The organism is Vibrio sp. Of14-4, assembly GCF_022347625.1.
GTDB classification, from domain to species: domain Bacteria; phylum Pseudomonadota; class Gammaproteobacteria; order Enterobacterales; family Vibrionaceae; genus Vibrio; species Vibrio pristinus.
Genome location: NZ_JAKRGI010000006.1, coordinates 17,854 through 36,533 on the forward strand (window position 1 = coordinate 17,854; position 18,680 = coordinate 36,533).

Consider the following 18,680-nt stretch of genomic DNA (forward strand, 5'->3'; position numbering starts at 1 on the left):
TTGAACTAGGACACAATCAGTATGGACCAGTTTTTGATACAAATCTTTGCAGTGATTCACCAAATTCCTCGTGGAAAAGTAACCACTTATGGTGAAATCGCCAAACTAGCTGGCTATCCGGGGTATGCAAGGCATGTCGGCAAGGCGCTTGGCAATCTGCCAAAAGACTCCACATTACCTTGGTTTAGGGTCATCAACAGCCGAGGAAAAATATCGCTCAAAGGGGAGAATTTGGCACGCCAAAGAGCGTTATTAGTTGCCGAAGATATTGAGGTCAGCTGCGAGGGTAAACTCTCTCTGGGAAAATATCGCTGGCATCCTTAACCGCCTGTGTTGCTTGAGTTATAAGGCTTCAGCTTTATCCTCTTCTGCTATAAAACCCAACTCACTATCTTGAAAAGATTTTTATCATTTTTTTGCCTAATTTGCTGTTTAAGTTATCAATTTGAGCTTAGAATAAAGCTATATTGACCAAATTGTTAGGGTGTAAAATGAGTCAACCTTTAGACGAGCTGCTTGAATTACTAAAACTAGAAAAACTGGAAGAAGGGCTGTTTAGAGGTCAAAGTGAAAATCTAGGTTTGCCTCAAGTCTACGGCGGTCAAGTGATTGGTCAAGCACTCTCAGCAGCGCGCTACACCGTTGATGACGACCGAACTGTTCACTCATTTCATAGCTATTTTCTCTACCCTGGCGATCCGGAAAAGCCGATTATTTACGATGTAGAAACACTAAGAGATGGCCGTAGCTTTAGCACGCGAAGAGTCAAAGCGCTGCAGTCAGGTCGGCCTATTTTTTATCTCACCGCTTCATATCATGGTGAGGCGCCCGGTTTTGAGCATCAAAACACCATGCCAGATGTCCCTGGGCCCGAGAACTTTTTATCGGAATCTGAACTTGCTAAAGGCATTGCTGATCAGTTACCGAAAAAGCTTCAAGCAGCATTTTGCGGTGAAAAACCGATAGAGACTCGACCAGTTAAAGTGGTTAACCCTCTCAAACCACACAAGGAAGACCCTAAACAGTATTTATGGGTTAAAGCCAATGGCACAGTGCCAGATAACCAATTGATCCACCAATACTTACTTGGATATGCTTCCGACTGGGGCTTTTTGGTTACCGCACTGCACCCACACCAAGTATCACTGATGACACCTAAGTTTCAAGTGGCCACCATAGACCATTCGATTTGGTTTCACCGTCCGTTTAAAATGGATGAGTGGTTGCTCTATGTGATCGAAAGCCCCACTGCCAGTAATACTCGCGGCTTAGTTCGTGGTGAAATCTACAATCGCCAAGGGGATTTAGTGGCATCGGCCATCCAAGAAGGGGTAATGCGGTTTAAGTAACCGCATTTAGTTGATTGGCAGTGCTGTTGTGTATTTAAGCGGCTCCATGGCAAACGTTGAGGTGACATTAGATATTCCTGCAACACAATTCACTAGCTTTTTGTAAAAATTATCAAAGCACTGCATATCCTTAACTTGCACTTTCATCATGTAATCGTATTCACCCGCCATGCGGTAAAACTCCATCACCTCAGGGAAATCGCATGCCGTACTTACAAAATGGGTATACCACTCATGAGAGTGATCACTGGTTTTGACTAATACGAAGGCGGTGAATGACAAATTGAGTTTATCTGGGTTGAGCAATGCTACGCGCTTTTCTATCACCCCAGATTCTTCGAGTTTTTTTAGTCGCTTCCAGCAAGGTGTGGTGGTCAAATTCACCGCTTCAGCCAGGTCGTTAAGTGATAACGTACTATCTTGCTGTAGCAAAGCTAGGATCTTCCTATCAACTTTATCCAGTTCTATACTCAAAAGAGACACCTTATGAAAAATTTTTCTCCAAATAAAGCAGAATAGAAGAAAATAAGCAAAGTTTTTCCGCCATTTTATAGGTAAGATATCAGCTTTAAGTGGCCAAGGATGGTATAGCATGTGTAAAGATCACCAATGGATTAATGACGCGATAAAAAAAATTGAAGCCGATTTCCAACGCTCGGCAGACACCCACCTCATCAAGCTTGATTTACCCTGCTTAACAGGCATCGACATTTACTTAAAAGATGAGAGTACTCATCCAACCGGTTCGCTTAAGCATCGCCTGGCACGATCGCTGTTTCTATATGCCCTTTGTAATGGCTGGATCGGCCCTAAAACCACCATCATAGAATCATCGTCTGGTAGCACCGCCATTTCAGAAGCGTACTTCGCGCGTCTGATTGGCCTGCCCTTTATTGCGGTCATGCCAAAATGCACGGCCAAGAAAAAAATAGAGCAGATTGAATTCTATGGGGGTAAAGCGCATCTTGTTGACCGCTCAGATCAAATCTACGCTGAATCAAACCGCTTAGCTGATGAACTCAATGGTCACTATATGGACCAGTTTACCTATGCAGAGCGTGCAACCGATTGGCGCGGAAACAACAACATTGCCAATTCCATTTTCAGCCAAATGATGCTTGAAGCTCATCCTGAACCCAAATGGATAGTCATGAGCCCAGGCACTGGCGGCACATCCGCAACCATTGGTCGCTTTATTCGCTACCAGCAACATCAAACTAAGTTGTGTGTCGTCGATCCTGAAAATTCCGTTTTCCATGCATTCTTTAAAAGCGGAGATCCCAATCTAACCAGTGATCAAGGCAGTAAGATTGAGGGTATAGGCAGGCCACGTGTTGAGCCTAGCTTTATACCGGGTGTAATTGATGAAATGCGCACCATTCCAGATGCAGCGTCTGTCGCCACGGCCCATTGGCTAGAAAGCATCATTAATCGCAAAGTCGGCGCTTCAACCGGAACCAATCTATTCGGCGCGATACAACTTGCCAGTGAGATGAAATCTCGTGGAGAAACAGGGTCAATTGTCACTTTGTTGTGTGATAGCGGAGAGCGATATCTTGACACCTACTTTAATCCCGATTGGATACAACACAATATCGGCGATTTACAACCTTACCTCAGAAAATTAAGCCAGTTTGAGCAAACCGGACAAATTTAGCCTCGCTTGAAATGAGACGCCGCCTTATCTGCGGCGTTTTAAGCCTCTAGTAATGTGAAAACATAACGTTTCTTTGACTCCCCACTCCTGCAAATACAAAACTATACACATATCACAACAATATGAAACACAATGAAACAACATTGTGTTTGAATGCCAAATGAATACATGGGTAATATCAAAAATGCTCTACATAAAAATAATAATTATACTTTTATCTCAGTAGTTTAATGGCATTTCATCAATTCTATTACTGTAAAGAGGCACGTGTAGAGTTTTCACTATAAGCCCATTCATTCTGTTCTTGTGTATCGCAACCACGAGCTATCAGGATGACATAGCAAAGAAGAAAACTAATATGCAACACTCTCATTTCAAAGATTCCAATAAACGCCACATCGCAATATTAGGCGCCGGATTTTCTGGCTTAGTCATGGCTCACGAATGCATTAAGCATGGTTTTACCGTCTCAATTTACGATAAAGAGTCCTACCCAGGTGGTAAGTGTGTCGGCACCGCAAAAAACGGCATTGTGCACGAGGTCACACACCGGCAGTTTTTCGCCAAAAACAGAAATCTTATCGAGCTTTTAAAGGAAATTCCGTCACCCAAAGGAACTTGCTTTCATTCCCTATATCCCCAAAACAAGGTTCAGTTTCACTGGGCAAAAAAGCCGAAGACAATGCAGTTTCAACGCGCCTATTTCAGCACTATTGAGAAACTTCTAGATGATGCAAAGTCTGCTTATGCCATGCACTATGCGAATGTTCCCCTTAAAGACATTGTTTGGTTCAAGAAGCAATTAACAAGCGATAAAAGCCAAGAAGAGTTACTCAAGACACCTGTCAGTCAATATTTTGAGTACCAATCGAGAGTTAAATTAAGTGAGTTTTTAAAACCGGTACTGGTTGGCTGGATAGGCGCAACAGACAATACCCCCGCGCTTTCCGTGCTAGACCTACTCAATAATAAAACGGGTGAGTTACATCCAGATGCGCCAGGAGCTTATAGCCTAGGCATTGAGGAACCAATCAGTAATGCCATCATTACTCCCTTTACCGAATACTTAGAATCGCAAGGCGTGAGTTTTCATTTCAATAGCGAACTCGCAGAACTATGCCTCAATAAGAAAGGTACGGCCGTTGAACAGGCGAGCTTAACCAATGGGCAAAACATCCAGGCCGATATCTTTGTCTCTGCTCTCCCTGCGCACGTTATAAATAACTTACTCGGAGAACATTGCTCTAATTTAGACTATGACTACGTTTTTAGTCATGGCTTTCAATTTCACTTCTCTGCCATGCCAAAACAGCTAAAAGGTAAAACGGTCGGGATAGTGATCGATTCACCTTGGGGACTAAGTTACAACATTACACGCAGGCAAGTCGCTACTGGCGAACGTATTTGCTTATCGGTTACCGCAACTAACATCAGTTGTGCCAAAGGGAGCAAGTATCAACGTCCGTTAATTGATTGCAATCTATGTCAAATAAGAGATGAATTACTGGTCCAACTATTTGGTGATACTGAGATGGTCAACAGCCCTGATTATCAAGGCTTTCATCCAGGTCCTGGAGCAAAATTAGTGACGCCGGAAGAACTAAGCACCGTCTATTCAAGCTGGTTTAAAGGCGATGTGTTACGTGATGAAAAAGGCGAACTCAAGCACTGGGTTTTTCAGCATGCTCTGACCCAGGCAACCACAAGAAATAGCCAAGGATTAACCGCCAATAAGTGCAAAAACTTATTCTTCACAGGCGAATATCTCTTCGACCCCAAACAAAACTGGCGTGTACCCGTTACCCTAGAACGCTGTGTTGAAACTGCCAGGTTATGCTGTGAACTGATCGTAGAAAGGGAGAAAGCGGCATGAAGGCCAAACTAGCTTCTCCTCTTTCTACAATGATTTTTCTCACACTTAGCGTGATTTATGCCAGTGGTTACTATGAATTAGTTCAGAGCTCTGTCTGGCTCACCTTATTGCTGACATTGCTCTTCCCTGTTTGTTTTTGGCCTCTGGTTCAACCCGTCGATAATAGTAACGAAATCAAGCGTATTCTCTGGTTAGAGTCTGGGTTCAATTTGGTGTGTTTCCTGATAGTGGCGAAATGGGTAGACATCCCCTACTTGGACAATGCATTGATTATATTCTTTGCCGTTCAAGCTATCGGCTTTATCAGCGTTCAGTTAAAAAAACGCGCTTATTTGTCGGTTGTCATCTCTCTGTGCCTCTCGGTCGCGATAGCACAATGGATTTATGGGAGCTCAAATACTCAACACTTGGGAGACGCGCAACTGTTATTGTTTGGTACGCCAGTCCCATGGCAGCTCAAAGTGATTTACGGCGCATGGTTGGTGCAACTACTGTTTGTGGAATACAAACACGTTTTACCCAAAATGACACTAGCAGCGATTCATATTGCCTCATTTGCAGTAGCAATCTTTGCTGATGACTTCTTCCACGCCCGAATCATTACAGCAAGTCACTTCCTATTTTTGAGCCTTTGTTTTGATATTAAAGCGCCAAATTGGGGAGGAGAACACTTCGCCCGCATAGAGAAAATCGCTACAGTTTTACATGACAGCAGGGTCCAAAAATCCATATCAGGCTTAATGCTTCTGACCGCAGTTCTGAGCATCGGGTCGTTACTGATTTAATACTGCGACTTTAAGACATAGCTAATATAGTTTTATTTTCACACCACAAAAAAGCCCAAGCATTTTGCTTGGGCTGTTCATCGAGGTATTAGATTAACCTTGTATACCGACAATTAGCCAAGGAGCATTGTCAGTGGTCAAATCACGCTCTAGATGCCAAATATCTTCGATGTTTTCTTCAATATTTTCAACTGCATCACGGTAGCGACCACTGAACTGAATACTAAGTTGAGCCTTGCTACCATCATGATCTGCTCGAACAATTTCAGCATCAACATACATAACATCCGTATGCTGCTCACCTTCAAGTTTTGCACGCTCTTGCTGAAGGTCTGCAAACAAGCTTGGCGATACATATTCCTTTATGGTGTCTAACTGGTTGTGATTCCAAGCTCCTTGAAGAATACGGTAGTGCTCACGTGAACCGTTAATAAAAGCCGCTTGATCAAAACCTGGTGGATAGTTGTGAGGGACATCTGACGTAGCACCAAAGCCAAATCCACCTTGCGCACCTTGTTGAGGTTGCTGAGGCTGCTGCTCGAAGTTATGAACATTAGGCTGCTCAAACTTTGGTGCGCTGCCGCCAAACGCAGGTTGCTGTCTTTGTTGGTTCATGCTGCCTTGTTTGGCTCCCAGTACGCCTTTCATTAACTTGAAAATGACAAAGGCAATCAGACCCATGATAAGAATATCCATGAATTGAATACCCTCAAAAGCCCCGCCAAAGAAAGCCGCCAAAAGACCACCAGCCAGTAAGCCACCCAATAAACCACCCATTAGACCTTTTTTGCTTGAGCTTGGCGATTTAGTCGCTTGGTCCTTACCTATGGTATTGTTGTTTTGCTGTTGTTGCTTTGGCGCTGGAGCCGTTTTGTAGCTTTTACCAAATGACTTGCCGCCACCGAACTTCTTAGCTTCAGCGATCGGAGTAATGGCAACAGACACCATTAACAGGGCAACAAGGGAGAAAAGTTTTTTCATAATTTTAGTTTGCCTTAGGATTTCTCAAATGAGGTAATAGTTATACTAACTCTGCAATAGTAGCGCGTGTATCACAAGATGAAAATACCATCAATGTAGAGACATGTATCAAAGTGTTGCAAATTCCACAATTGGTCAGTTGCGCTGGGCTAAGAGCCTGATAGAATATCGAACATCGTTCATTTTCGACATTTTGCCATGGCCCGTAGAAACGACCATACACGTGAAGAGCTTATATCTATCACGTTAAACACTGTTAAGGATTTCCTTAATGACAACTCTTATCACGAGCTAAGCCTTCGTAAAGTCGCAAATATGATTGGTTATGTACCCAGCACATTGGTTAACGTTTTTGGTAGCTACAATCTGCTGTTACTTCATGCCGTCGCTCAAACACTGGACGAGCTAGCAAATGAGGCTAAGAGTGTTGTCGAGCAAAGCCCTGACACTAAAACCGCTTTATACCAGCTTGCTTATTGCTACCATGATTTTGCAAAGAAGCATCCCCATCGATGGCAACTCATTTTTGAGCACAATATGAATGGCGAAGTATTGCCAGAATGGCAAGCAGAAAGAATCGCCAACATGACAGGTATGCTTGAGCAACTTCTATCTCATTTGGCGCCTCAGAGGACTAAACAGGAAGTCCTGCAAGCTAGCCGCGTTCTCTGGTCCGGTGTGCATGGCATTACGTTACTCAGTGTTGATGATAAATTTTTTGCCGCAGAGCCAATTGACGGCAAAAAGCTGATAGACAATTTGCTGTCGAGCTATATTGCCAACTGGTAAACACCCTCTACAGGAAAAGGAAATCCATGCCACATAAGCAAACATCGCTGTTAGGGAAAAGGCGATTTCTTCCTTACTTTATCACTCAGTTTTTCGGCGCATTCAACGACAACATTTTCAAAAATGTCTTGTTGCTATTTGTTGCTTTCGCAGGCGCTGATGCCCTTCCCATATCCAGTGATCTTTTTATCAATCTTGCTGCTGGGCTATTTATCCTGCCTTTTTTCCTGTTTTCTGCATCCGCTGGCGTCCTAGCCGATAAATATGAAAAGTCTTGGTTCATTCGTAAAGTAAAGCTGGTCGAAATTGGCATCATGTGTCTTGGCGCAATTGGCTTTATTACGGAAAGCTATATTATTCTTCTTATTTTGCTGTTTTTAATGGGCACTCAATCCGCGTTTTTTGGACCAGTCAAATACGCGCTCCTACCCCAGCAATTAAAAGCCAAAGAGCTAGTGCCTGGCAATGCGCTCGTAGAGACGGGGACTTTCCTGGCCATCTTACTTGGAACTTTGGGAGCTGGCGTTATCGCATCGGCGGAAGAAGCGAAGTATATTGCTGCCGCTGGGGTCGTTGTTTTTGCTTTACTGGGATACATGGCAAGCTGCGCCATTCCGACCGCAGCGCCAAGTGCTCCTGATCTTAAGTTTCGCTGGCAGCCAATTAAACAACTTCGTAATACTCTTGCCATAGCCAAATCTGATCGGTCTGTTTTTCAAGCTCTGATGGCAATCAGTTGGTTTTGGTTTCTAGGTGCCGCCTACCTCACTCAGTTTCCCAATTTTACTAAAACCTACCTCAATGGTAACGAAAGTGCAGTGTCCTTTCTTTTAGCCCTTTTTTCAGTCGGGATCGCTCTAGGATCGCTCGCTTGCGATAAACTGTCTAATCATCGCATTGAACTGGGTATCGTGCCTTTAGGCAGCATAGGTATTTCTGTCTTTGGGTTGAGCATGGCACTGTCGGTGCCAAACCAACTCCCTGAAATGCAGACTTTCAGTGCCTTTATTTCTTATTCCCCCTTATGGCCAGTGTTTGCTTCACTGCTTATGCTAGGTATCTCGGGCGGCATTTTTATTGTCCCTCTCTATGCGTTTATGCAGCACAGAGCAAAGGTTAATCAGCGCGCACAAGTTATCGCTGCGCTTAACATCTACAACTCGCTCTTTATGGTTGGCAGTGCCGTATTGGGTATTATTTGTCTCACCGTCATTGGAATAAGTATTCCCACGCTTTTCTTGCTTTTAGCAGCCATGAATATCTGTGTCGCTATCGCCTTATTGCTTAGACTTCCTGTACGCACAGTCCGTTTTATGACTTGGGCTGTCACACATACTATGTATCGAGTTAAGCATAAAAACCTACACCACATACCAGAAAAAGGCGGCGCGCTCATTGTATGTAATCATGTCAGCTACATGGATGCCCTGCTCCTTAGTGCTGTATGTCCCAGACTAATTCGCTTTGTGATGGAAGAGGAATATGCCAATCTGCCTCTCCTACGCCGGTTCCTTAAAAGAGCGGCGGTAATACCCATATCAGCGTCTAGCCGCAACTCAATCCGTGATGCATTTCGTGAGACTGAACAGGCTCTCAAACAAGGAGAGCTTGTCTGTGTTTTTCCTGAGGGCAAATTGACAAGCACAGGAGATATGAATGAATTTATGCGTGGGATGGACATTATCCTACATAGAAGCCCAGTACCTGTTATTCCGATGGCACTAAAAGGGTTATGGGGTAGCTACTTCAGCCGCTACAAAGGAAAGGCTTGTCAGGGTTTTCCCTCTCGATTTTGGTCAAAATTGGAGGTTGAAGCTGGACCTGCTGTTGAGCCAAGCGATGCAACCTCTGAGCGCATGCATGCCGAAGTTTCTAAGCTTCGAGGAGATTGGAAGTAGAATTGATGATATATCTGATCAAGAAAACCGCTGTGTTCAGGTTTTCTGAACAAGGGTTAAAACAAATTAAATCTATTTCTTTACCTGAGTCCGCTACACTTTAGCGCTATTTATGAAAAGTACTTTGTCGATGAACCAAATAAAAAACCAACTTGTATTCTGGCTTGCCTTAATTGCTTGTCTGACCCCTTTTGTTACGTCACCAACTGCACTTATTATCGGCTTTTTGCTTGCAACACTAGGCTTGGTTCCTCACGAGTTTAATCTTGCTAAAATCACCAAGAAATTGCTCGCATATTCTATTGTCGGTTTGGGCTTTGGTATTCATTTTAACGATGCGTTGGCCGTAACTTCTGATGGTATCGGTTTGATCGTCGCAACCATTGTCGGAACCCTTCTCATCGGCTGGTGGACAGCAAAAGCATTTAAGCTAGATAAAAAGACTGGCTATTTGATTTGTTCTGGTACCGCAATTTGTGGTGGTAGCGCCATAGCAGCCGTCGCACCAGCGATAAAAGCCAATGACGGGCAAATCGGCTTATCTCTGGCGACTGTGTTTGTGCTCAACTCACTAGCTCTGTTTATCTTTCCTGTTATTGGCCATGCCGTTGGTCTTGACCAACATACCTTTGGAACATGGGCGGCTATTGCTATCCACGATACCTCATCTGTGGTGGGAGCAGCCTCTGCCTATGGGGAAGAAGCATTAACAACGGCCACAACACTCAAGCTCGCTCGTGCACTATGGATCATTCCGGTCGCATTGTTCAGCGCTTTTCTGTTTCGTAGTGACTCTAAAAAAATCACCATCCCCTACTTCATCTTGTTTTATTGCCTAGCCATTGCCATTAGTGATCTGCTTCCTCAATTTGAATTCGTCTACCAGACCGTATTTGATATTGCCAAAAAAGCCCTAGTCATTTGCCTATTCTTGATTGGCTGTGGTATTTCGGTGGAAAAGCTTAAATCAGCCGGACCTAAACCTCTCGTGTTTGGTGTGACGTTATGGATCGGGATTTCATGTAGTTCACTGGCTTGGCTTTTGCTGACTTAATGCTCGTGGAGCTTCACCTTACTCGCTCGACTTTGTCGCTTGGGCTTGAATTCCAAGAGTAAAGAGACAAGCATAAGAAATGCTGACAATTCGACTAATGCTCTCATTAATCCTTCACTTTGCGTAGCAACGAAGATTTGGAGCAAAGTCGCGAGCACTATGATGATTTTAGCGGCCATCTATATATCCATATTCAAATTCCATAGCGTTTATTATGAACTAAGGTTATAAGAATCGGAAAGATACATTTGAACTATGAAAGATCCATTTTAACTAAGTTTTGCTTTGCATTAGGCGTTTACAATTTATGTTAATCACACATAATACTCTCAAGTCATGTGACAACCGCTTACAGAAACAAAGCGGGTAATAGGAAGCCAGATGCAATACGTTAAAATAAAAGACTCGATTGTTGAACAAATTGACACTGGCATGCTCTCCCCACGCCAAAAGCTGCCGTCAGAGCGAAAGCTTGCAGAATCATTTGATACAACTCGCGTCACCCTGAGAGAGGCTTTATCGCTTCTCGAAGCTGAGGGGAGGATTTATCGTGAGGACAGAAGAGGTTGGTTTATATCACCACAGCCACTGCGCTACGACCCAGCTCAAAGCCCAAGCTTTTCAGATATCGCCCAGGCCCAAGACCGTTCACCTGCAACTAAGTTAGTGACAGCGAAAAGTATGATGGCCAATAAACAAGCCACAAGCTTATTACACCTGCCACCTTTCTCGGATGTTTATCATGTTGAGCGTGTTCATTATTTGGAAAAACGCCCCGTTGTTTATGTGACCCACTATATCAACCCAACATATTTTCCAAATATTTTGGACTACGACTTAACACATTCGCTAACCAAGATTTATCGAGAGCACTTCAGTGTCGTCTATAAAAGAAGTCATTACCGCATTTCAACTAGCACATTACTCGGCGAAGTGGCGCTAGCGTTACGCGCAACCTCAGGTACTCCAGCTATGGTCATTGAACGAACCAATTACAACCAAGACGGTGATATGATCGACTGCCAGATAGAATATTGGAGGCACGATGCCATTAAGATTGAATCTGTCGCCGCTCTCGTCTAAATAAAGGCACGAAACCATCAGTTACTAGCCTGCTGCCACACCCATTGATTCACCGCCAACCTTGAGATCTTAATACCATGACTTTGGAGGTTTTCCGGCATGTCATAATAGGCAATTGGCCACTTGAACTTAACTAATTCTCGGCTGAGATACTGTTCAATATCGGTGATATTTATACCCTTATCAGTTTTAATAACAGCAACTGGTCTATGGCCGTATTCTTTATCTTCAATAGGCACTACGACCGCTTGAGTAACGGTAGGAATTTGATTTAATACCGCTTCAATTTCTTCACAGTGAATGTTTTCACCACCAGATACAAAGAGGTTATCTGCTCTACCGGTAACATGCAGCTCATCGTTTTGCCATGATCCTAAATCTTTAGTATCAAACCAAGCGTCATTAGTAATAGGGATAATGGCACCTTGCTGATAATATCCGCTAGCTAGCGTTTCGCCTGAAATATAAATCCGCTGGCATTTTAGCTTTACATGGCGATGTTTAAGTACTTGACCGACACCATCACTGCCATCAACTTTCTTCGCTGTCACCGTTGAGGCCGCTTCTGTCATTCCGTATCCAACCCAAGTTTCAACCCCTAACCGCGATGCTTCCTGACACAGGGGTAATGGAATGTGGCTGCCTCCAAGAAGCACATGGGAAAGTCCTTGCACTGCTTTATTTTCCAATGCTCTTTTCAGCTGGGTTTGAACAAAAGAAGCGTGTGTCACCCCAATCAGATCGCTTGTTAATTCTCCACTAGCAAGCTTTAAAGCCGCACCACTGTATAACCAGCGATAAACGATAGCCAATCCAGACACATGATACATGGGTAGACTGAGTAACCAAGTGTCATCCTTGGTAAAGGGTAATATATCTAGTAAACCTGACGCGGAAGAAAAATGCTGACGAGAGGTGTGGACAACCGCTTTGGGTGTACCAGTTGATCCTGACGTAAATATTATCGACGCTGGCCTGTCTTGATCATACTCTCGCGCAAAGTCGCTAGAGGGCGAGGATTGGACAGCAATACAAAATGACTCAACCTCTAACAAGTTAGGATCTGTACAGCAAACTTTTACCGGTATTTCGCTTGGATATAGAGTTTTCAACTTGGTATCAAAGTCTGCTCTTGTTTGCGGCATAACCAGAGCACAGATTGCCCCTAGCTCCATACACGCCAAATAAGCCAGCAATATTTCTAAGCTGTTTTTACCCGCGCACGTCAGCACATCTGCAGATTTAATACCTTGACTAAATAAGTTCGCAGCAACACTGTCCACTAAGTCATCAACTTCAGACCATGTATAATCTTTACCTTCCGACTTTAAGGCGACAGTGGAAGGACATAACTGAGCCCATTCTTTAACAGGGGAGCGATTATCCACTACACCTGCCATACAAGCTGATGCTGAGCTAATTTAGAAACTGGTAAATCGCAGCCTGGCCAGCTAACCTCTAGCTGCTCAGCAAACAAGCCTACTGTATCCAACCCGGGAACTTCATCCGGTAACAGCCATTGAGACAACCGAGCTAGCTGTGTTAGCCCTATTGTTGACTCTATACTCGAGCTAATAATAGGCTTAATACTCAGAGCCTTAGCACCTTCTATCAAGGCAATACAATCTTGCACTGAACCGAGGAGTGTTGGCTTGATAATGATAGCCTTAGCACCATCAAAATCTTGGAGTTTAAAATCAGGCTTGCGCACCGCATGTTGAAGTGTTTCATCCCATGCGATAGCAATTCCAGTATTAATCGCAAACGAAAAACTATCTCCCGGCGCTTCGCACGGCTCTTCAACAAAAGCGATTCGTTGACGAAGAGACGGCGCGACTTTTTTGGCAAACAGCTGAGCTTGTTCAGCTGTCCACGCACGGTTAGCATCTAATCGCAAGGTAAGATCGGGAATAGATTCCAGCAATAAGCTTACAATCAAGCCATCACGGATTGGCTCATATAAGCCCACCTTCACTTTAGCAACTTTCTGGCCTGTCATGGCGCTTAACCTAGGCAACAGCTCATCAGGGTCACCTGAACATAAAGGCGCCGCCTGATAACAACCTTCTTCAGGCAAACACTTGTCCAATTCTAGCTGCGCCATAGATAGACCAAAAGCGACCGATGGATGCAAAGATTTATAATCAAACCACTGACCATTTTTCCAAAACGTTAACTTCTCTACCAATTGTGGATAAACATCCTCAATGCTTTCGTGACTAAAACCCGGTAAAGGAGCAACTTCTCCCAAACCGGTTTTTCCATCCATTTCCAGCACAACCACAAAGCCCTCTCTTTCCGTGAGTTTCTGCTCTCTCAATACCACACCACTGTCCATCGACAGCTGATAGCGAAAAAGTTTGGCTGTTCTCATATCCATATACCTTGTAGTTATTTTTGTATTCGTCAGCGTTCACTAACTTAGGGTACCCCCAAAAAGTAGGGAGTTATTCACCTCCCATTTTGCTATGGATTTCTCGGAAACTGCTCAAAGTCCGGTCGACGTTTTTCATTAAATGCATTGCGGCCTTCTTGGCCTTCTTCAGTCATGTAGAACATCATAGTCGCATTGCCCGCCAACTCTTGCAGACCTGCTTGTCCGTCACAATCTGCATTGAGAGCCGCTTTAAGGCAACGAAGCGCCATTGGGCTATGTTGCAGTGTTTCTCTACACCAGCGAACGGTCTCTTTCTCCAACTCCGCCAAGGGAACAACCGTATTCACAAGACCCATGCTAAGTGCTTCTTCCGCATCATAAAAACGGCACAGAAACCAAATTTCACGAGCTTTCTTCTGACCAACAATTCTGGCCATGTAAGCGGCACCCCATCCACCATCGAAGGATCCAACTTTAGGGCCTGTTTGACCAAATTGCGCATTATCTGCGGCAATGGTTAAGTCACACATCATATGCAGCACATGACCACCTCCAACAGCCCAACCCGCGACGGACGCAATAACAGGCTTGGGGCATGTTCGTATTTGACGCTGGAAATCCAATACGTTCAAATGATGAGTTCCAGAGTCGTCCTTATAGCCACCGTAATCACCGCGTATTTTCTGATCGCCTCCTGAACAAAACGCTTTTTCACCAAGACCTGTAAGTATAATGACTCCGACTCTTTCATCATAACGAGCATCCGCCAGCGCTTTCATCATTTCCTTAACCGTCTGAGGACGGAAAGCATTATGAATCTGAGGACGAGCAATGGTAATTCGCGCAATACCATCTTCCGATTTGTGGTACTGAATATCCTCAAAGTCATTAGCGCAATCATTCCAATATACTGGCGCGTACAATTCCTGCTCCGAAAGACCGACTGTTTTTGACATCATGACTCCTGTTAATTAGGTAGCATCTAATGATAGGGCTCTAACATTAGATTTAACAATATTAGTAAAGGCTTGCGGATCCTCAATATGAACATTGTGACCGACTTGTTGAATACAAGTGTACGACAAGCCACTACTTGCATTCAGTTGTTTGAATTTCTTGTCTTTATCACCGCATATGCAGTGTATGGAAGTGCTCGAACTTTTGAGAATATCAAGCAGAAAATCTTGTTTCGCTAATGTGGTCGCTAACAACATAGAAGCGACTGATGAACCAAAGTTTTTTGCTCTTTTTCTGACTAAATCTGTTTTCTGTGCATCACTCAAAGATTGAAAAACAATTTGTTGATACCAGTCTTCAAGGACGGTTTCTATGGTTTCGTGGCTAAAACGGTTAGCCCAGACTCTGTCATTAATTAGGCGCTGCTTTTTATGTTCTTCATCATCAAGACCGAAATGGCCAGACTCACAAATCAGCAGTTTAATGTTAAAGGCAGAGAAATATTCCTTAGCGAGCCCTGTCATCACGATTCGAGCCCCCATTGAGTAGCCCACTAAAACTATAGGCGCTTGTTCAGGAACTTGGTGAGACAGAACATAAGATATTTGATCGCAGCAGGATTTAAAATCGACGCAATGTACGTTTTTACTTCGGCCATGCCCGGGAAGATCGATGCTTAAAACTGGGTAGTCAGAAAGAAGCTCTGCGCATTGGCTCCAGTCACTACTATCGCCAAGAAATCCATGCAGGCAAACAATAACGGGCAAAGAGCTGCGGTGGTCGCTATTGTAAAAACGGCTAGCAAGCATCGAAATACCCTACTAACTCTTTTAACTGCTTTGATGCTTGTTCTGGAGGTGTTATCACCTCAACCATAAGAGTGCCTTTCCCGTTGGTTAAATGCTGTTTAACAACATAGTTGTAGTCTGAAAGGCTGTTAGGTTGCTGATACTTGAGTCCAAACTGCTTTGCCGCATATTCAAACTGATACCCATGTGGCATCTGATAGAGCTGGCGTTTATGTGCTTTAGAGACAGGAAGCAAGTCAAAAATGGCTCCACCATCATTATTGATGACGACCAATACAACAGGCGTTTTTGTATCAGTAAACAAAGCCAAAGAGTTAAGATCATGTAGAGCAGAGGTATCACCGAGATAGAGAATACTTGGCCTATTTGTTGAACGCACTATCCCTGCTGTGGTAGCCACTAATCCGTCGATACCTGATGCGCCTCTGTTACTATAAACTCTCGTGTTAGGGATAACGCCGAACATATCAACCAGACGAACAAATAAGCTGTTGCCTAGTACGATTTGTGTATCGGCTGGCAGGTTTTCTAATGTGGTAGCCAGACCTATTTCAGTCGGAGCTTCGTAAGGTAATACATAAGTATCAATGAGACTACGCACTTTTAGGCAGCAGAGATAAAGCTCTTCACACCATGACTCTATGGCGGGACTATGCCCTAGCGCGGACAGATAGCTATCAATCCATGAACAAATCTCAGATACGTGATGAATTTGAGCCACATGGCTAGGATTATTACGCTCAGCTTGCACAGAAACATAATGATATTGAGCTTGTTTTTCTTTAACTTGGATTTCAACCCACTGGAAAAGCCTCTTTGAAACAAAACGGGCGCCAAATTGGAGGATAACTTCGGCTCGGCTAATCAACCCTTTATATTTAGCACCACGTAACCAAACATCGTAATATGCTTGAGAGCTCGACACTCCAGATTGAGGATCGCATAAACAGGGCCAACCTATGATTTCCGCAAGTTTCTTCGCTAGTTTCGCTTCCTCCAAAGAGACATCACCTACTAGAATCACACCTTTTTTTTCAAAAAGCCCTAAGTCTTGAGCAATTAAGCTCGAATGAGATACCGACTTACAACTGAATGGATGACCTGATTTCCACCATATATCAACACTGTCCATGTAGGTCTGATGAACACTCTTTGGTGATGATTCATACAGTGGTTCAGGGAATGGACAGTTTATGTGAATGACGCCACCATCTGTTTCTTGCTTGTACATCAGTTGATCTACAGAAGTCAAAAGCCAACTAAGCGGCACAGATTTGCTAGGACTGGGAAGATTGATTGCGTGCCTAGCATGAGATGAGAATATACTCGCTTGATTTATTGCCTGATTCACCCCGCAATTGATAAGCTCAACGGGCCTATCTGCGGTAATCACAACCAATTTCTCACCAGTTATATTTGCTTCTACAATCGCTGGCAACAAATTTGCTACAGCTGTTCCAGAGGTAACAATAATGGCAACCGGTCTTTTGCTGGCTTTAGCAAGCCCGTGGGCCATAAATGCCAAGCCACGCTCATCAAAGTGAGTATGCAGGGTCAGTCTCGGATTATCACAAGCTTCTATAACAAGAGGGGTAGACCTTGAACCTGGCGCAACACATACTTCCCCAACACCAAGGCGAGTAAGCTCTTCAAGCACAACTTGGCTCCAGATTCGATTCATAGCAGATTGCGCTCTATCATTCATCTAAGAAACCGCCTCCAGTTCATGGGAATCATCAAGCAGAGAAAGTAACGTCGACATCTTTTTGTCCAATTCATCCCACTCATCAGTAGCAATAGACCCAGAGACAATTCCTGCTCCTGTAAAAAGCTCAATTTCATTCGCTTTCACTAGTGCACTTCTGATGGTGACACAAAACTCGGCGTGATGACGGCCGATAAACCCCAAACAGCCTGCATACCAACCTCGATGGAAAGGTTCATACTGCTCAATAAACGCCATTGCGTCTTTGCGAGGCAAACCGGCAACAGCAGCAGTAGGCTTGAGTGCGTGTAGTAATTCCACAGCACTGGTGTTGGGTTTGAGATGAGCATAAATATTACGTTTAAGGTGCTGTACTTTGCGCAGCTTAATTAAATGAGTGTCATTATCTGTATCAATTTGGCTGGTGTATGGAATCAGACGTTCAACAATATCATCGACAACATGACAATTTTCATGTCTATTTTTAGCATCCATACACAACCAATTCGCTAGAGCCATATCTTTAGAAGCACTCGCTCCTCGGCCAACCGTTCCTGCTAAAGCCTCTGTAGAAAGGTTTTGCTGATGCTTTAAAAACAAACGTTCAGGGCTAGAACCAACAAAACTGCACGATTCATCCATAGAAAACATAAAGTGAAAGCTGTTGTAATTGTTAGCACGGCTGGATTTAAGCAGCTGTGCAGCACTAGCTACACCATTCATTTTTAGAGTGGTTTTTCGCGCCAGTACTACTTTTTTAAATGCTTGACTATCAATACCAGTCAGAACTCTGTTCACAAGCTCACACCAATCTTCTCTGTCTGGGCAATGTGTAAGCTTGCTGACATTGATAGATAAAGGCGGTATCGGAGGCAGTTCTGTAACAATTTTTTTCAGTTGGTTCAGAATATCTTGTCTATCTTGATTTAAATTGACTGCGATAGACCACTGCTTACCCTCTCGGATTAATTCTATCAATGGTAAAACAAAAAAATGAGGAGTGGGGATACAATCAGAAACATATGGCTTATTGAAGGGACTCCCTCCCCATACACGTTGATCTTTGGCTAATGATTCAACGTCGATAGGGCCAGAAAAGACCGCCAACTGGCCTAGAGCCATCGTCTCTTGATGAGCATCGCGAGATTGCCAGTAAAACTTGGGATAAAGGGACTGAGCATCAACCCAATCAATGCTGTCAATATTCGGCACCCCTTGAAAGCGGTGCACCAAGCGTTTTTGATCGGACTTTGCTGTTTTTACACTCTCAATTAGATGTCTAATTGCTTGTCTAAACAATGACACAACTACCCCTTTACCCATAGAGCTTTAGGCCAAATTTTACATCGCCAATTGTTTCATT

General features: G+C 43.8%; 18 protein-coding genes. 9 read left to right on the plus strand and 9 right to left on the minus strand.

The window, feature by feature from the left end; all coding sequences use genetic code 11:
• The first annotated feature begins 21 nt into the window (after window positions 1-21).
• Both MHN79_RS07745 and tesB read left to right on the plus strand, forming a co-directional pair.
• Window positions 22-324 (plus strand): MGMT family protein, encoded by a 303-nt coding sequence (locus MHN79_RS07745; RefSeq protein WP_239172406.1) that lies wholly within the window; start codon window positions 22-24, stop codon window positions 322-324.
• Between the two features lie 167 nt (window positions 325-491).
• Window positions 492-1,349 (plus strand): acyl-CoA thioesterase II, encoded by an 858-nt coding sequence (gene tesB, locus MHN79_RS07750; RefSeq protein WP_239172407.1) that lies wholly within the window; start codon window positions 492-494, stop codon window positions 1,347-1,349.
• A gap of 6 nt (window positions 1,350-1,355) precedes the next feature.
• On the opposite strand, the gene MHN79_RS07755 is transcribed toward tesB, so the two are convergent.
• Window positions 1,356-1,823, minus strand: a complete 468-nt coding sequence (locus MHN79_RS07755; protein ID WP_275436203.1) for an Lrp/AsnC family transcriptional regulator — start codon at window positions 1,821-1,823, stop codon at window positions 1,356-1,358.
• 118 nt (window positions 1,824-1,941) lie between these two features.
• Between MHN79_RS07755 and MHN79_RS07760 the strand changes: the two genes are divergently transcribed.
• The 3 genes from MHN79_RS07760 (at window position 1,942) to MHN79_RS07770 (ending at window position 5,664) form a co-directional block, all read left to right on the plus strand.
• Entirely contained in the window at window positions 1,942-3,006 is a 1,065-nt protein-coding gene (locus tag MHN79_RS07760) for a PLP-dependent cysteine synthase family protein (RefSeq protein ID WP_239172408.1), read from the plus strand.
• 358 nt (window positions 3,007-3,364) lie between these two features.
• Entirely contained in the window at window positions 3,365-4,879 is a 1,515-nt protein-coding gene (locus tag MHN79_RS07765; RefSeq protein WP_239172409.1) for an NAD(P)/FAD-dependent oxidoreductase, read from the plus strand.
• The gene (locus tag MHN79_RS07770; RefSeq protein WP_239172410.1) at window positions 4,876-5,664 is read left to right on the plus strand and encodes a hypothetical protein; all 789 of its coding nucleotides are present in this window, start codon (window positions 4,876-4,878) and stop codon (window positions 5,662-5,664) included. The genes MHN79_RS07765 and MHN79_RS07770 overlap by 4 nt, the downstream gene beginning before the upstream one ends.
• Before the next feature lie 93 nt (window positions 5,665-5,757).
• Here the strand turns inward: MHN79_RS07770 and MHN79_RS07775 are convergent, their stop codons facing one another.
• Window positions 5,758-6,645: a Tim44 domain-containing protein gene (locus MHN79_RS07775; protein WP_239172411.1), complete on the minus strand. Its 888-nt coding sequence runs from the start codon at window positions 6,643-6,645 to the stop codon at window positions 5,758-5,760.
• A gap of 198 nt (window positions 6,646-6,843) precedes the next feature.
• On the opposite strand from MHN79_RS07775, the gene MHN79_RS07780 reads away from it, so the two are divergent.
• From MHN79_RS07780 to MHN79_RS07790, 3 genes are all read left to right on the plus strand, one after another.
• Complete coding sequence (locus tag MHN79_RS07780) at window positions 6,844-7,434, plus strand: TetR-like C-terminal domain-containing protein (RefSeq protein WP_239172412.1); 591 nt, start codon at window positions 6,844-6,846, stop codon at window positions 7,432-7,434.
• A gap of 26 nt (window positions 7,435-7,460) precedes the next feature.
• Window positions 7,461-9,332, plus strand: a complete 1,872-nt coding sequence (locus MHN79_RS07785) for an MFS transporter (protein ID WP_239172413.1) — start codon at window positions 7,461-7,463, stop codon at window positions 9,330-9,332.
• 130 nt (window positions 9,333-9,462) lie between these two features.
• Complete coding sequence (locus MHN79_RS07790) at window positions 9,463-10,386, plus strand: putative sulfate exporter family transporter (RefSeq protein ID WP_239172414.1); 924 nt, start codon at window positions 9,463-9,465, stop codon at window positions 10,384-10,386.
• On the opposite strand, the gene MHN79_RS07795 is transcribed toward MHN79_RS07790, so the two are convergent.
• Window positions 10,383-10,565, minus strand: coding sequence for a hypothetical protein (locus MHN79_RS07795; RefSeq protein WP_239172415.1), 183 nt, complete (start codon window positions 10,563-10,565; stop codon window positions 10,383-10,385). The two genes, MHN79_RS07790 and MHN79_RS07795, sit on opposite strands and share 4 nt — an antisense overlap.
• Before the next feature lie 202 nt (window positions 10,566-10,767).
• Here MHN79_RS07795 and phnR point away from each other — a divergent pair, with 202 nt between their 5' ends.
• Entirely contained in the window at window positions 10,768-11,469 is a 702-nt protein-coding gene (gene phnR / locus MHN79_RS07800) for a phosphonate utilization transcriptional regulator PhnR (protein WP_239172416.1), read from the plus strand.
• 17 nt (window positions 11,470-11,486) lie between these two features.
• Here phnR and menE read toward each other — a convergent pair whose 3' ends face one another.
• The 6 genes from menE to MHN79_RS07830 form a co-directional block, all read right to left on the minus strand.
• Window positions 11,487-12,869 carry an o-succinylbenzoate--CoA ligase gene (gene menE / locus MHN79_RS07805; protein WP_239172417.1) on the minus strand — a complete coding sequence of 461 codons (1,383 nt, stop codon included), beginning with the start codon at window positions 12,867-12,869 and terminating at the stop codon, window positions 11,487-11,489.
• On the minus strand, window positions 12,857-13,843 hold the full coding sequence (gene menC / locus MHN79_RS07810) for an o-succinylbenzoate synthase (protein ID WP_239172418.1): 987 nt from the start codon (window positions 13,841-13,843) through the stop codon (window positions 12,857-12,859). Before menC ends, menE begins: the two co-directional genes overlap by 13 nt.
• A 92-nt stretch (window positions 13,844-13,935) precedes the next feature.
• Window positions 13,936-14,802: a 1,4-dihydroxy-2-naphthoyl-CoA synthase gene (menB, locus tag MHN79_RS07815; protein WP_239172555.1), complete on the minus strand. Its 867-nt coding sequence runs from the start codon at window positions 14,800-14,802 to the stop codon at window positions 13,936-13,938.
• Window positions 14,803-14,817: 15 nt separating this feature from the next.
• Window positions 14,818-15,612, minus strand: a complete 795-nt coding sequence (gene menH, locus MHN79_RS07820; protein WP_239172419.1) for a 2-succinyl-6-hydroxy-2,4-cyclohexadiene-1-carboxylate synthase — start codon at window positions 15,610-15,612, stop codon at window positions 14,818-14,820.
• Window positions 15,602-17,317, minus strand: coding sequence for a 2-succinyl-5-enolpyruvyl-6-hydroxy-3-cyclohexene-1-carboxylic-acid synthase (menD, locus tag MHN79_RS07825; RefSeq protein ID WP_239172420.1), 1,716 nt, complete (start codon window positions 17,315-17,317; stop codon window positions 15,602-15,604). Before menD ends, menH begins: the two co-directional genes overlap by 11 nt.
• On the minus strand, window positions 17,318-18,622 hold the full coding sequence (locus MHN79_RS07830) for an isochorismate synthase (protein WP_239172421.1): 1,305 nt from the start codon (window positions 18,620-18,622) through the stop codon (window positions 17,318-17,320).
• Between the last annotated feature and the right edge of the window lie 58 nt (window positions 18,623-18,680).